The sequence below is a fragment of the Staphylococcus equorum genome (genome assembly GCF_001747895.1).
Classification (GTDB): domain Bacteria; phylum Bacillota; class Bacilli; order Staphylococcales; family Staphylococcaceae; genus Staphylococcus; species Staphylococcus equorum_A.
In genome coordinates this window covers 1-14,988 of the sequence record NZ_LNNB01000028.1, presented here as the reverse complement: position 1 = coordinate 14,988, position 14,988 = coordinate 1, and the positions used below count along the sequence as shown (strand labels likewise).

Sequence of the window (14,988 nt, the reverse complement as noted above, 5' to 3'; positions counted from 1 at the left end):
TTAGGTTCTATATGAAGCATTGATACGTACATATTCATATGATAGGTCACAACCATATGCTGATGCTGCGCCTTCACCATTACCGACTGATGCTTCAATATAAATGTTATCTGCTTCTAATTGTTTTTTTAAATGTAACTCATCAAATTCAACTGACATGCCATCTTCAACAACAGGCACATTACATAAAGAAACATTCGTCTGACTTGGTTCTATGTCTTCAGAAGCATAGCCCATTGCTGTAACAATTCTTCCAAAGTTGGCATCTTCGCCATGAATTGCTGTTTTCACAAGGCTTGATGATACAATACTTTTAGCAATTTTTCTTGCTTCTGCAACATCATTTGCACCTTTAACTTTAGCCGTAACTAATTTCGTTGCCCCTTCACCATCTTTAGCTATTGATTTAGCAAGATACTGACTCACGAAATTTAATGCATATTCAAACTTTTCCCAATCAGGGTGTAACGTATCGAGTTTATTATGGTTCGCTTGTCCATTCGCTAAACCAAGCACCATATCGTTTGTACTAGAATCTCCATCAACTGTAATCATATTAAAAGAGTTATCAATCGTTTGTTTCAAACAATTGTCTAGCGTGTCCGCATCAATTTTGGCATCTGTCGTAATAAATGACAGCATTGTTGCCATATTCGGATGAATCATGCCTGAACCTTTAGCTGTTCCTCCAATTGTTACAGTTATATCATCAATTTCAACTTGCACAGATAAATGTTTAGTAAATGTATCCGTTGTTAAAATCGCTTGATTGAAAAACTCGCTTTGATTATATTGTTCTTTTAAGACATTTTGTGTACCGTGTTGTATCTTATCCATTGGTAAAAATGATCCTATAACGCCCGTAGATGCGACGCCTACGCTCTCTTTGGATAAATTCAAATGCTCTGCTACCCATGCTTGAGTGTCTTTGGCATCTTGAATACCTTTTTCACCAGTACATGAATTAGCATTTGCTGAATTCACTACAATGGCTTGTAACGATTGATTATTTTTAATCGTTTCTTCAGTAACTTTTAACGGTGCTGCTTTAAAACGGTTCAGTGTATAAGTACCTGCTGCTGCAGCTGCTGTCGTAGAGTATATCCATCCAAAGTCTTTTTTCTTTCTTCTTAATCCAACATGCATGCCTCCAGCTATAAAACCTAATGGAGAACTTACATCACCTTGTAAATCTATTTTCAATTGGTTAAGTGTATCTAACGTTTCAATATCTTTCATCCCATCTCACCTTTCTTTTATATTACGGATATACAGGTAGTTGTATTAACCCTGTTGCTTCATTTAATCCATACATTAAGTTTAAATTTTGTATCGCTTGGCCACTTGCACCTTTGACTAAGTTATCAATAACAGAGACAATCACTGCTGTTTGCGTTTCTTCGTCAACATACATACCGATATCACAGTAATTACTACCATATACTTCTTTAGTTTTAGGATAATTACCTAAATCTCTAATGCGTACAAAGGGTTTACTATCATAATATTGCTTGAAAGTTGCATGTAAATCTTCGCTAGTAGTTTGTTTGTTTAATTTCACATATATCGTAGAGAGTATGCCACGTGTCATTGGTACTAAATGAGGGGTAAATACTACTTTGATATCTTCATCTGCTAAATGCGAGACATACTGTTCTATTTCAGGCTTATGCTTATGTTTACCAATCGCATAAGCACTCAAGTTCTCATTCATTTCAGCGTAATGGACGTGTTGTGCTAGTGACCTTCCAGCCCCTGAAACACCTGTTTTGGCATCTATAATAATTGAGTCTTGTTGAATTATTTTTTGATCTATTAACGGATGTAACGCTAATAATGTAGCAGTAGGAAAACAACCTGGATTAGCTACAAGTTGTGTATTGGTTTGATCTACTTCAGACCATTCTGCAATACTATAATTTGCATCATCTAATTGTTGTTGTGTCGCAGCTGCTTCACCATAAAACTGTTGATAGACATCTCTATTAGTTAATCTGAAATCACCTGACAAATCGATGACTTTTATATTTTTCTCTACCAAATCAGGCGCTATATGTTTACTTACATTTGAAGGTGTAGCAAAGAACATCACATCACAGTCAACTGTTTCAGTGTCTAAAGCCTCGTAGCGATGCGTTAAATGAGTTAAGTGAGGAAATGTTTCTTTTATTGGTTCATCCGCTTTAGAATGTGAAAAGATATATTTAATTTTTACATTTGGATGGTGCTGTAATAATCGAATTAATTCGACCGCACCATAACCACTTCCTCCTACTATCCCAACTTCTATCATGACGTTCATTCCTTTCTGAATATTCGAACTTTTTTAAGTGTTATGCTTTACTTTTTTTCTAAAACTTCTGTTATTACTTTTATAACTTTATCAATGTCTTCATCTTCAATAACAAGTGGTGGTGCAAGTCTAATAATATTTCCTTGTGTTTCTTTACATAGCACACCTTGTTCAATCATCTCTTGACAATAAGATTGTGCTGGTTCAGTTAATTCAATACCGATAAATAATCCTCTGCCTCTCACATCTTTTATGATGTTGCTGTCTATCAGCTGTAAATGGTTAAGTAATTTTTGTCCTTGTTCAGCAGAACGTTCGATTAAGTTTTCATCAATTAACACATCTAATGCTGCCATTGATACTGCACATGCAAGTGGATTACCTCCAAATGTCGAACCATGTGTGCCAGGTGTAAGTACTTTCATCACGTCATCATTAGCTAACACTGCTGAGATCGGATAAAGACCACCACCAAGTGACTTACCTAATAAGTAGATATCTGGTTCTACACCTTCCCATTCCATTGCAAACATCTTACCTGTTCTACCAAGACCAACTTGTATTTCATCTGCAATAAATAGAACGTTATGTTCATCACATAAGTTTCGAACCTCTTGGATGAAATAATCTGGCGGTACGTTGACGCCACCTTCACCTTGGATTGGCTCAAGTACAATTGCTGTTGTATTTTCGTTAATGAGTGATTTCAAGCGAGTGATATCTCCGAAATCCATATATTGCATATTATCTAGCAAAGGTCCAAAACCTTTTTTATAACTTTCTTGCGAAGATAGCGATAAGGCACCTAGTGTACGACCATGGAAATTACCATTCATTGCAATAATTTCGCCTTGGTTTTCCGCTATACCTTTAACATCAGATCCCCATTTACGTGCAATCTTAATTGCCGTTTCAATGGCTTCAGTGCCTGTATTCATAGGCAACACTTTTTCCTTATTGGCAAGGGAACATATTTTCTCTTCCCATTTGCCTAAATTGTCGCTATATAATGCACGTGATACCATAGTTATTTTTTCGCTTTGCTCTTGAAATGCTTTTATAATTTTCGGATGACAATGCCCTTGATTGACGACTGAAAAACCTGAAATACAATCAATGTAACTATTATCTTCAACATCCCAAACTTTAGCACCTAGACCTTTCGTTAAAGCCAGTTTAAGTGGGCTATAATTGTTCGAACTGTATTGATCTGTTAGTGCAAATAAATCATTCATCGAAACCCTCATCCCTTTTCTATAAATATTCTAAATTTTGAATTAATATCCATAAATCATACACGTAATTTTACAATTAGTCAAAGACTAATTAAAATAATAATTAAATAAACGATTGTTTTAAAGCCTTTTTACAAATTTTATACAGACTTAACATTTCTTTGAATACTGTGATGACAAACTATAAAATGTATATATGTTGTATGATTTGGTGCCTGTTGGCTTTTAAAAAACTTGTTATGTAATTATTTCATGGTAGTACCGCTCTATTATTTTCATAAAAAAGGCAAACTAAGTTTACTTTTCACTTAGTTTGCTTAATATTAATTATCACTATCTAAGATTTTTCATTTACTATTTTAGAATTATGTTTTTTACATAAATTTGAGCTTTAATCTTTATTGATTTGCTTAGTACATTTAAAAAGATAAACTTCGCCGTAATATGCTGTATCAAATTTTAATAATTAGATATGAAATCATGCGGGGAATGAATCTCGTTAATACAATATTTAACGTTACTTGTTAACAATAAGAAAGCAACGCTTACAAAGTATAAAATAATTCATAAACTGCTACCATTTTATTTGCGTGCTTGCTAATTTATTTTACGTACAAAACAAGGCGAATGCACTTTTTATACAAACTCTTGTATACGAAGTTATTATACGCATATAAAAACTCAAGTCAAATCGACTTTTTAATCGATAATAACTGTATATAAAAGTATCTTTATACAAATTAGGCGTACTTAATGTATAAAGATATGGCACAATTCATTCGCCTTCAGTCCTATAGATAAAGTCCATAGCGTGTCATTTTACGATGTTACTCATTTATTCATTAAAAGTATATTCACTGTAAATATCACATTTACGCTTAATAGCCTTCAAACGTTGTAACACCAACACTTTCAGCCAATTCATAGCCTTTCAAATCACAAATTTACCCTTATTTTACTTTTTTATTGTATTTATACACAAATGAAGCAGTATCTACAAAGAATTGTGTTTAATCCATTCAGATACTGCTTTTTATGATGTTACTCAAATATATAATTATGCTTTTAGTAAGGTGATTACATAAATAAATCTAGTATTAGAACAACAATTAATCCAGTAATTGATGTCGTCAATAATAAGACGCCCCATGTTTTAAATGTGTCTTTTATTGAAATATTAAAGTATTCTTTAAATAGCCAAAATGAAGCATCATTTACGTGTGTAATGGTATTACTACCTACCGCAGTAGCAAGAACCATAAGCACTGGACTTACATTAAATGTAGGGATCAGTGGTCCTACAATACCTGCTGCAGTAATCGCTGAAACTACACCTTGCCCAGTAGCAATACGAATTAACGCTGTAATGAGCCAAGCCATAATAAGTGGTGAAATATTAGTATCTTTCATAATGTCTGCTATATAGTTCCCAACATTAGCTTCTAATATAACTTCTTTGAACGCACCACCTGCACCGACTATGAATATAATCGTTGCAACACCTTTCAAGCCAGTTTCAAATGTCTTCATCATGTCATCCATATTTTTACCTTTTCTAAGACCAAAGATAACAATAGCAGTTAAAATAGCAATAATAAGACTGATTTCTGCACTTCCTATAAAGGTCACAGCTTCATGTAATAATGTATCTTCAGTAATAAATAAACTTAGAATTGTTGAAATAGAAATTAAAATAGCAGGAATAAGTGGTATAAATAAACTCATTCCAAAACTTGGCATTTCACTTTCCGAAAAAACCTTGTTCTTTTTTAATAACGGAGGTACTGGGTAATCCATTTTCTTCATAAACTTAGGTAATACAACACCAGCCATAATTACACTAGGTACAAAGACAATAATGCCTAATATATAAACCATACCCATATCTGCATTGTAAGCATCTACAAGTGCAGTTGGACCTGCTTGAGGTGGGAATATACTATGAGATAGCGTCGTGGCAGCAACCATAGTAATAGCTAACTTCATAAATGGTGTTTTTGCTTCCACAGCAATACTAATTACTAATGGTGCTAAAATCATAAATGCCACTTCATAAAATACAGAAATCCCAAATACAGCACCTACAATAATTAATGCCCAATGCACATGTTTAGCACCAAATTTATTTATAAGTGTTGATGCAATGCGTTGTGCTGCACCTGAATCCACCATTAATTTACCGAGTACTGCACCAAATCCAATAATAAGTGCAAGACTTCCTAACGTTGATCCTAATCCTTCTTTAATCGTGTCTAATATTGCAACAGGTTTCATCCCGTTTATAAAACCAACCACTATTGCTGAAAAAATGAGTGCTAGAATACTATTGATTTTGAGCTTAATATTTAAGAATAATAGTAAGGCAACCCCTATTACGAGTGAAATGAGTGGTAGATGTTCGCTTAAAAATGACAATTTCATGTCCTCCCATCCCTTAATAACTTATGAAAGCGAATTCACAATTCCTAATTATAATAGATTTAATTAAAAATAACAACGTTGTTATTTAAAAATTGCATTTAATTTAATTTCTTAAAAGGTATTCAACATATTAATATAAAAATAAAAGCATACCCGTCATTGTATATAAGTCGCTTTATAACAATAACGGATATGCTTTTTAATTTTGTTTATGGTACGTATCAAAATGCCATTGCTTATCTTTCAGAATATCTCTATAGAACGGATCAGTGCCGATCACTTTAATGCGATCTGCTAACGCTTCTACTTCGTCTAAATGATGTGTGGTTAATATAATCAGACATTGTGCTTTCATTTTATTGAGCAAGCTATGAATATCATATCTTGATTTCAAATCTATACCTACAGTTGGTTCATCTAATATTAATATTTGCGGGTTGCTTAAAAGTCCTATTAATACATTCACTTTTCTTTTCGTGCCACCTGATAGTTTCGACACAGCAACTGTTCTATCTGTTAAATGAAGTTGGGATGCATACTGGTCTATCATGTCTTCGGTTATAGGATTTTTGCATAACGCCTTAAAGCAATTGATGTTTTCATTTACTGTCATGTGTTCAAATAACGCAATATCTTGAGGTACATAACCGATCATATCTTGAAGTTGCTTTTTTGCAACTTGGTCACCAAAGTAAGTAATATTGCCATAATCCGCTTCCTCTAATCCTGAAATCATTCTTAACAAAGTGGATTTTCCGGCCCCATTTTCACCAAGTAAAATAGTTAACTGTTTATCTTCAAATGTCATATCTAGCGATTCAAAGATGCTTTTACTACGGTATTGTTTTTTGATATTTTGTAATTCTATCATCTTATCACTCCTATAATTGTATGAAGATATAAATTAAACCCATCACCAGTGCATATATAAGTGTCATAAATAGTCTATGGCTTAATGTATTTACTTTAAATAATAGCCAAGCTACGCCCAATTCATAAATTAAAATAACCCATAGCGATTTCACATAAAACATCAACGATAAATTTTGCTGAAACACGACTGCTGTCACACTTAATAAAACCATTAATATCATAGTATGTGCAATAACATATGTGCCAAACAATTTAAGGCGACTATAGCGGAACATAAACAGTCTTGCCAGCGCACCATTTTGTTTCAATCTTTGATGTAGCACAATTTGAACACTGCTGACGCATAATAAAATTGCAAAGACAATACTTAATGATATAGAAGTATTAGAACTGTGATTAATAACATAATGCGCTATCTTTGATTCTGGTGTTTCTTGATTTAATTTTCTATTAACTGCTTTTAATGAAGTATCTTGATCATTATCTTCTAAGTGCGACTTCACTATATTAGGTATTTGCTGTTCATACAAAGAACGACTAATCATTTCTAACGTAATATCTCCAATAAAGTCATCTCTGCCATATAGGGTTAGTGCATCTTTTAAATGATTACTATGCAACTTGTCACTATAATTTTCTGGTATTTGCAAACTGACTACCGCTTCTTTTCTAGTAACGCGTTCCTCAATATATGCTTCCTCAAGCGGCACATGCTCTACCTGCACAAATTCATTGCCATCTATAGCTTCAATCAAATTTTCAGATGCTGACGAACGTTCTTGATCTTGGACTGCCACTGGTATTTGAAACGATTGATTGAGTGTCTTATATACGCCCCACACCGCTAATAAGGTACATAATAATAGTAGCGCTAGTAACACGTATTGTTTCCACTGTTTTACAACTACGATAAAAAGGTAAGGTTGAATCATCTACGATACCTCCCAACAATGACAAATATTAATACAACAAATGATAATAGAAAGCTAATATAAAACATGATCGGCGTTTCTAAAATGTAATTATTTAATATGATTTCCAACATTTGATTTGTTACAAAACTAAATGGTTGTACCGTGAAAATACCATTGAATAAATGCTTGAAATATATAGTAGGTATGATTAGACCTGATAGTAACAAAATGATAATACTGAATATACTTTTCAAAATATAATTCATCCATTTAGATGATATTAAATCAATAATCGTCAGCCAGATTATCAACATCAAGATATAATATATGAGTTGAATCACTACAGTAGACCAATTGTAGCTTTCAAAATCATTCGGCAATACATTGAGCATCCAAAACAAGCCAACTACAGCCCAGATACTCGTATAAAATAATGTGAATAAACTTCGAATAAGCGTCAGTTTCTCAAATGAAAAATGATACATACTTAACCTAGATTTCAGTGCTGTTACTTGATTCATTTTTAAAATTGAAAATAATGATAAAGCGAAGATAAAAATAGACGCTAAATAGCCGGTTATCACATAATAGCTCGCAGTATCGTATATTTGTACAGGTTTATAATCAAATCCACCTGTACGATTTAACCCTGTAAACAATAAGTCTGTTAATAAAAGCATCGTGTCTTCTTTTCCTGCATCCTCTGCAAGTGATGTATAAGCGAGTCCTCCGCCCATAGACAACATGAGTCGATTGTACACTGAACCTGTTAATTGATTAATAACTAAACTTTTAGTCGATTGTTTATCATATGTATAAACTGAAATAGGCAAGTTACCATTTTTATAAAATGACTTAGTCATCCCTTTTTCAAACACATAGTATCCTTCTAACTTCTGAGCTTTTAACAATTGATGTGCTTCTTGTTTATTATAGCGTTTGATACTAATATCTTTGCCTAAGTTTGTCCCATCGCCCATCGATTTAAGTATTAATGCAGTTTCTGTCGATTGATCACGATCTACAACACCAATTCTAAATTTGGAATCATCTTGATTAAATTGTTGTATGACAAGTAAGGTTGAAAACAAACCAATGATAATTAACACTAAATATAAAAATAAATGCCATTTTTTCAATAAAAAAGAGTGGTAAATGCGAAACAATTGTAATGTTCTCATTTAACCACTCCTTTCATTAATATTTTAGTTTAGTTTAAATTCTTGTAATGCTTATTTATCTTCAAGATCTTTCACAACATCTTTCAAGATGTCTCCAGCATTATCAGAAATTTCTTTTTGTAATTTACTGAAGTCACTGTTAGACATTGTATTTAAGTCTTTCGCACCAGCTTTATCAAACTTAATGTCTTCTTTAAGTTTAGTTTCGCCTTTGATGTTAACTGTAACAGGTTCATATTGAACTTCTGTAGTAATGTCGAGATCTTGTTTCTGTGAATTATTCTTCACATCAGTCTCTAATTTATTTTCATATTCAATTGTAGTTTCATCGTAGTTTGCACTGATTACGACATCGCCTTTATCAGTACGTTTGTTACCGTCCACTGTTTCTTTATTTGTAACTTTGATATCTGATTCTTTAATACCATCATCAAAACCTAAAGTATATTTATCTTCATACTTATCATCATCTTTTGTTGACTCACCTTTAAGCGAAATCTTAGTCTCATCAGCAGATACGTTATAATCCATAACTAACTTGTCATCATCGATTAGACTTGTACCCTCTAATTTAATTTCAGCACCGCTGTTATCTTTCAATCTTAAATCACGTTTAAGAATTTGATTATCATCTTCCCATATTACAGATTTAATACTTGGGAATTCATCTTTATCAGCATCTTTCACTTCTTCTAAAGCTTCATCAATTGAATCATCATATTCTTCAGCATTAAATTGGTCTTCTGCAATGCCTTTAATATCTTTATCTTCTTTAGCTTTTTCTAAAACTGCTGTCAAAATTGATTTCGTTTCAGCTTTGCTAATATTCATTGTTACTTTATTCGTATCTTTCTCTTCGCCATCCACATCGATCTTATCGTCTTCTTTTTCAAAATTATCATCATCAAGTTTATCGATAATTAATTCACTATAGCGTTCACTAATTTTCTCAACTTTTTCTTGTGAAATTTGTGTACCAGATAATAGAGAATTTAAATTCAATGTATCATTCGTGATTGCTGAATTGTTGCTGTTCATACTTGAAGAACTACTTGAAAAACTGCTTGATGAACTAGTTGATGAACTGTCTACTGTTTCACCCGTTAATTTTTCATAAACATCTACGAGTTCATCATTTTTAGCTTTGTAAACATCATCTAAAATTGGTGCTGAGTAATATTGATTATCCTTATCTGCTGCCCATTGAAACTCCCCAATTTCATTGTCGGCTACAGTAGGGTTTAATGCTAGTACTGACTTTTCGTTCTCTGGATCATGTCCCATTTTAAATCCTAACCCAGAAGCATCTATTGCAGATTTTGGTATATCAGATGATTTAAGTAATTTCTCTGGTACATCTGCACTTGCATCTAAACTAATTAAATATGACTCATCTTTCATTTTGTCTTGAAATTTAAATTCATTTTCAAAACGGTCCTCAGCGTATTCTTGTATTTGCTTAGCGGTTTCTTGCTCACTTAATAAATATGTGTTCTTTGGTGAATTTTTCATGAAATAATAAGTAGCAGCACCACCTATCCCAACAACGAGTAACACCCCAATAACGACTGCTATGACAATCTTCACTGTCTTTGACATATCGTCCAACCTCCCATAAACTTTTATTTCTTTTATAATATCACAAAACTTATAATATTAATTAATTAATTTGATATTTTTTATAATTTTTCGCATATTTTTAAATTATATATTTATACTTTTTATACCAATGATATTATTTAATTAAGTGCAATATATTGTGCTTAATTAACGATTGTACAAATTATTACAAATCACTCTTATAGATTCATCACATAAAAAAGACGCAATGCCCATGAATAAGCATTGCGTCTTTTCGAAATTATTTAATTCTTATAATTCACTTTATTAATCTTTTTTAACTTCATCTTCCCACCAAAGTGCATCTTTAGGATTTTGAATGACGTCTTCATAATCTTCTTGGTTTTCAACGTTTGGATAATTTCCTCTCAATGATTTATTTGATGTTGATTTAAACATTGTTAAGAAAATAATAAGTCCGATGACGTTAATAAACATCAAATAATATGAAGGTGAAATTTCTTGACCTGTCGTTTGTACTAACATTGATAGAATAAATGGTGTCAAACCACCAAATATTGCAGCACCGATATTATAAACAAGTGACAAGGTACGTAATCTCACTTTTGTATGGAACATACTTGGTAACACTGATGGCATTACGCCTTCAAATGTAGACATGAATAGTGCGATGATAAATAATCCTAAGATAACGACTGGTATCATTGGAATACTCATGAGCCAGAAAGCAAGCACAGAGAATAAACTAAAGCCAATTAAACCAAATAAAATCGTCTTCTTATTACCAACTTTATCACTGTACCAACCAAAGAAAAATACGGCTGGTATCATTACTAACATTGTGACTGTACTCAGTATAGAACTCATGGTGCCCCCTAAGTTAATGGTTGAGTTTAAGTACGATGGCATAAAGGATAGCACCATGTAGTTAGCCACATTTAAGAATGCTACACCAGCGAAACAAACGATGATATCTTTCCAATAATATTTAAATATATCTAAATAAGAATATTCTAATTCTTCTTGTTCTTCTAATGTCGATTCATAAGCAGGACTTTCGTCTAATCCTGTACGCAAGAAGATACCCACAATACCTAATGGCGCAGCAAGGATAAATGGAATTCTCCAACCCCAGTCTGCCATTTGTTGATCGCTTAACAATGCATACATAAGACCAGCTAGAACTGCCGCCATAATACTACCTGCGAGTGTACCAATTTCTAGTCCACTACCTAACTTACCACGTGCTTTATCTGGTGATGATTCTGCTATGTACGTCATCGCACCAGCGTACTCTCCACCAGTTGAAAATGACTGAATCATACGTACTACAAGTAATAGAATTGGCGCCCATATACCGATTTGATCTTGCGTTGGTAGTAACCCAAGCATCAATGTTGAAGCTGCCATAAGTAATATTGTTGATGATAATACAACTTTCCGTCCATATTTATCCCCTATATGACTGAAGAAGATACCACCAATCGGTCGTACTATAAATGCAAAAGCAAATACAGCAAATGTAGATACAATTTGCATCTCTTGCGGTAAATTACCAAAGAAATTGGCACTTATAACTACCGCTAATTGCGCATATAGCCCGAAGTCAAACCACTCAATTGCGTTACCAATACCTGTGGCAACCACACTTTTTTTAGCTTGATCGGAATCTACCCTATTAACTTTTTCTTTTTTAAACTTCACAAAAAAAACACCCCTTAATTTTTGTCTATCAATATAACATAACATAACCTGTGTACAAATTTTTAAACAATTTAAATTTAATGTTCCATGTATTTTGCGTTTAAAATGCATAAATACTTATATATCAAAACGATACAGCACTCTACTTTATTCTCTATATTTATTATAATTACCATAGCATTGGACTTCATGGATTAAAAAATGAGATCAATTAGATAAAATAAATTTATTTTAAATCACATTATGTTATATAAATACTTTTTACAGCTCAAAAATCATTCTTAAATTAATTATTCAGAACGAAACATATTGATTTCTTTGGTATAATAGCCTCATAAAAATGAACATATGGAGGCACTCAAGTTATGAAACAAATTTATTTTAACCATGATGGTGGCGTAGATGACCTCATCTCTTTATTTCTTTTAATACAAATGGATGATGTAGAGCTTATTGGTGTAAGCGCAATTGGCGCAGATAGTTATATCGAACCAGCAGTAAGTGCATCTCAAAAAATAATTAACCGCTTCTCCGACCAACCAATACATGTGGCCGCTTCAAAAGAACGTGGTAAACATCCTTTTCCAAAAGATTGGCGAATGCATGCATTTTTTATGGATGCATTACCTATTTTAAACGAATCATCAAACCAACAATCTTTGTTATTAAAACAGCCTGCTTACCGAGATATTATAGATAAATTACAAGACCATTCTCAAAAAGTCACTTTACTTTTTACAGGACCCTTAACAGATCTAGCCAAAGCTATTACAGTAGAGCCTACTATTGTTCAGAATATCGACCGCCTTGTGTGGATGGGTGGTACATTTTTAGATAAAGGTAATGTTGAAGAACCTGAACATGATGGTACAGCTGAATGGAATGCTTTTTGGGATCCTGAAGCTGTTCAAATTGTGTTTGATACGGATATCAAAATAGAAATGGTAGCTTTAGAAAGCACGAATCAAGTGCCTATGACATGGGATGTTAGACAAGCATGGGCTAACGAACGTCATTATCCTGGCGTAGATTTCTTAGGTGTAAGCTATGCTGCTGTCCCACCATTAACACATTTCCAAACGAATTCTACTTACTTCTTATGGGATGTATTAACAACAGCTTACGTTGGCATGCCTGAACTCGTTCACCAACATAGCGTAAATGTATCTGTACATACTGAAGGTTCCAGCCAAGGCCAAACGTATATTGACAACTTAAATGGTAGAGCTATTTCAGTTGTTGACCACGTTGAACATGATGCTTTCTTCAAATACATCACTGATTTAGCTAAAAATGTCATACGTTAAAAAGTAAATACTAGTTTTACTAATATAAAAAAGAGGGATCTCCAATTTGCGGAAGATCCCTCTAATCATTAAATATTTTTAATAGACACATATATTAATAACTATCCGGAGTTAAATATTGTTTATCGATGACATCTTTAGTAATTGTTTCTAAACGTTGTTTCGTAACGTCATTTTCGTGATCATAGCTTAATGCGTGTCGTTTTGCTAACTTGTCATCGTATCTTTTGAGTGGATACATTTTAAAACTATGTCTTGTGTTGTCATCTAGCGGATTAGCTATTTCATAATGCGTAATTAAAGATTGCCATTTAACATCTTTAATCGTTACACCCTTGGGCAATTTCTCAATATTAAAACGAATATTACCCCCTAATACATTACTTTCATCACCAGTAGTTTGCCCATTCAAAAAATTTCCCAGGGAATAAGCTACAAGTGTCTTATGATTGTCTTTGCCTTCTACCCACTCTATAGGTTGGATGACGTGAGGATGTGTCCCAATTACAACATCTACCCCTGCATTTGCAAATACTTCAGCATATTTTTTCTGTTTACGCGTAGGTTCATGTTTGCCTTCACTTCCCCAATGTGCCGACACAATAACCGCATCACTTTGTGTTTTAGCTTTCGCTACATCTTTTTTAATCTGAGTTTCATCAAAATAGTTGATATGATACGGTTTTTCAGGAGAAATATCATTTGTGCCATATGTATAACTTAATAGTGCAACTTTGATTCCATTCCTCTCAACAACGGGTATATGATTTCTCGCTTTTTGTGAATTAAACGCGCCAGTATATAAGATATCGTCAAATTTTCCCCATAAATTTATCTCATTCAGCAATCCATCGGTCCCTTGATCAAGCGCATGGTTATTCGAACCATTGACAATGTCAAACCCCACATCAACGATATCATCCGCTATATCCGTCGGCGTATTAAATTGTTTGAAGCCTGAAAATCCTTTTTCATCTCCACCAATTGGTGATTCTTGATTTATATACGAAATATCCGCAGATTTAATGTCTTCTTGTAAGTATTCATACATAGGTTTAAAGTCGAAACTATTATCATCTTGTAATGCATCCTGATAAACTACTGGATGGATTAAATTATCTCCAACTGCATAAAATGAAATTTTATCTACTAATTGCTTTTGGTCTTGCAAGCATAGTCCACTAAAAAATATAAAAACAGTAAATAACAGTGTCATCATTATTTTATATTTCCACATAGCTTCCCCCCTTTGACCATTTCAAAAAACATTCACATTACATATATTAATTCTATTATAATTAAACATCTCAATTTATTATAGAGTATTTACAATAAACTCAAACTTCTTTAACAATATAATAAGAGCTTAGGTAAAATCTCTGTTTGTATGAGTTCTTAATAGTGATTGAATTCGTAGAATTCTGTTTCTGGAATTGTTTCAACAATTTGATTAACTGCATGTGCGATATCATTGTTAGG

At 33.0% G+C, this 14,988-nt stretch carries 11 protein-coding genes; 1 reads left to right on the top strand and 10 read right to left on the bottom strand.

Features of this window, described 5'->3' with window-relative positions; genetic code table 11:
• The 9 genes from argJ to AST02_RS10930 all read right to left on the bottom strand — a co-directional run bounded on the left by argJ (position 1) and on the right by AST02_RS10930 (position 12,202).
• Entirely contained in the window at positions 1-1,239 is a 1,239-nt protein-coding gene (argJ, locus tag AST02_RS10970; RefSeq protein WP_069817797.1) for a bifunctional glutamate N-acetyltransferase/amino-acid acetyltransferase ArgJ, read from the bottom strand.
• 22 nt (positions 1,240-1,261) lie between these two features.
• Positions 1,262-2,293 carry an N-acetyl-gamma-glutamyl-phosphate reductase gene (gene argC / locus AST02_RS10965; RefSeq protein ID WP_069817796.1) on the bottom strand — a complete coding sequence of 344 codons (1,032 nt, stop codon included), beginning with the start codon at positions 2,291-2,293 and terminating at the stop codon, positions 1,262-1,264.
• Between the two features lie 47 nt (positions 2,294-2,340).
• Entirely contained in the window at positions 2,341-3,528 is a 1,188-nt protein-coding gene (rocD, locus tag AST02_RS10960) for an ornithine--oxo-acid transaminase (RefSeq protein ID WP_069817795.1), read from the bottom strand.
• Between the two features lie 1,077 nt (positions 3,529-4,605).
• Positions 4,606-5,943 carry a gluconate:H+ symporter gene (locus AST02_RS10955; RefSeq protein ID WP_069817794.1) on the bottom strand — a complete coding sequence of 446 codons (1,338 nt, stop codon included), beginning with the start codon at positions 5,941-5,943 and terminating at the stop codon, positions 4,606-4,608.
• A 205-nt stretch (positions 5,944-6,148) separates the two neighbouring features.
• Entirely contained in the window at positions 6,149-6,820 is a 672-nt protein-coding gene (locus tag AST02_RS10950) for an ABC transporter ATP-binding protein (RefSeq protein WP_069817793.1), read from the bottom strand.
• A 10-nt stretch (positions 6,821-6,830) separates the two neighbouring features.
• A complete protein-coding gene (locus AST02_RS10945) occupies positions 6,831-7,754 on the bottom strand; it encodes an ABC transporter permease (protein WP_069817792.1) in 924 nt (307 codons plus the stop codon).
• Positions 7,751-8,917, bottom strand: coding sequence for an ABC transporter permease (locus AST02_RS10940; protein ID WP_069817791.1), 1,167 nt, complete (start codon positions 8,915-8,917; stop codon positions 7,751-7,753). The genes AST02_RS10945 and AST02_RS10940 overlap by 4 nt, the downstream gene beginning before the upstream one ends.
• A gap of 51 nt (positions 8,918-8,968) precedes the next feature.
• Positions 8,969-10,516 (bottom strand): DUF6583 family protein, encoded by a 1,548-nt coding sequence (locus AST02_RS10935; RefSeq protein ID WP_069817790.1) that lies wholly within the window; start codon positions 10,514-10,516, stop codon positions 8,969-8,971.
• Positions 10,517-10,804: 288 nt separating this feature from the next.
• The gene (locus AST02_RS10930) at positions 10,805-12,202 is read right to left on the bottom strand and encodes an MFS transporter (RefSeq protein ID WP_069817789.1); all 1,398 of its coding nucleotides are present in this window, start codon (positions 12,200-12,202) and stop codon (positions 10,805-10,807) included.
• Between the two features lie 365 nt (positions 12,203-12,567).
• Here AST02_RS10930 and AST02_RS10925 point away from each other — a divergent pair, with 365 nt between their 5' ends.
• Positions 12,568-13,509: a nucleoside hydrolase gene (locus AST02_RS10925; RefSeq protein WP_069817788.1), complete on the top strand. Its 942-nt coding sequence runs from the start codon at positions 12,568-12,570 to the stop codon at positions 13,507-13,509.
• A gap of 94 nt (positions 13,510-13,603) precedes the next feature.
• Here AST02_RS10925 and AST02_RS10920 read toward each other — a convergent pair whose 3' ends face one another.
• On the bottom strand, positions 13,604-14,746 hold the full coding sequence (locus tag AST02_RS10920; RefSeq protein WP_069817787.1) for a CapA family protein: 1,143 nt from the start codon (positions 14,744-14,746) through the stop codon (positions 13,604-13,606).
• Positions 14,747-14,988: the final 242 nt, after the last annotated feature.

Coding starts and splice junctions, on each gene's coding strand:
- argJ (WP_069817797.1), bottom strand. CDS start 1,239: ATGAAAGATATTGAAACGTTAGATACACTTAACCAATTGAAAATAGAT.
- argC (WP_069817796.1), bottom strand. CDS start 2,293: ATGATAGAAGTTGGGATAGTAGGAGGAAGTGGTTATGGTGCGGTCGAA.
- rocD (WP_069817795.1), bottom strand. CDS start 3,528: ATGAATGATTTATTTGCACTAACAGATCAATACAGTTCGAACAATTAT.
- AST02_RS10950 (WP_069817793.1), bottom strand. CDS start 6,820: ATGATAGAATTACAAAATATCAAAAAACAATACCGTAGTAAAAGCATC.
- AST02_RS10945 (WP_069817792.1), bottom strand. CDS start 7,754: ATGATTCAACCTTACCTTTTTATCGTAGTTGTAAAACAGTGGAAACAA.
- AST02_RS10940 (WP_069817791.1), bottom strand. CDS start 8,917: ATGAGAACATTACAATTGTTTCGCATTTACCACTCTTTTTTATTGAAA.
- AST02_RS10935 (WP_069817790.1), bottom strand. CDS start 10,516: ATGTCAAAGACAGTGAAGATTGTCATAGCAGTCGTTATTGGGGTGTTA.
- AST02_RS10925 (WP_069817788.1), top strand. CDS start 12,568: ATGAAACAAATTTATTTTAACCATGATGGTGGCGTAGATGACCTCATC.
- AST02_RS10920 (WP_069817787.1), bottom strand. CDS start 14,746: ATGTGGAAATATAAAATAATGATGACACTGTTATTTACTGTTTTTATA.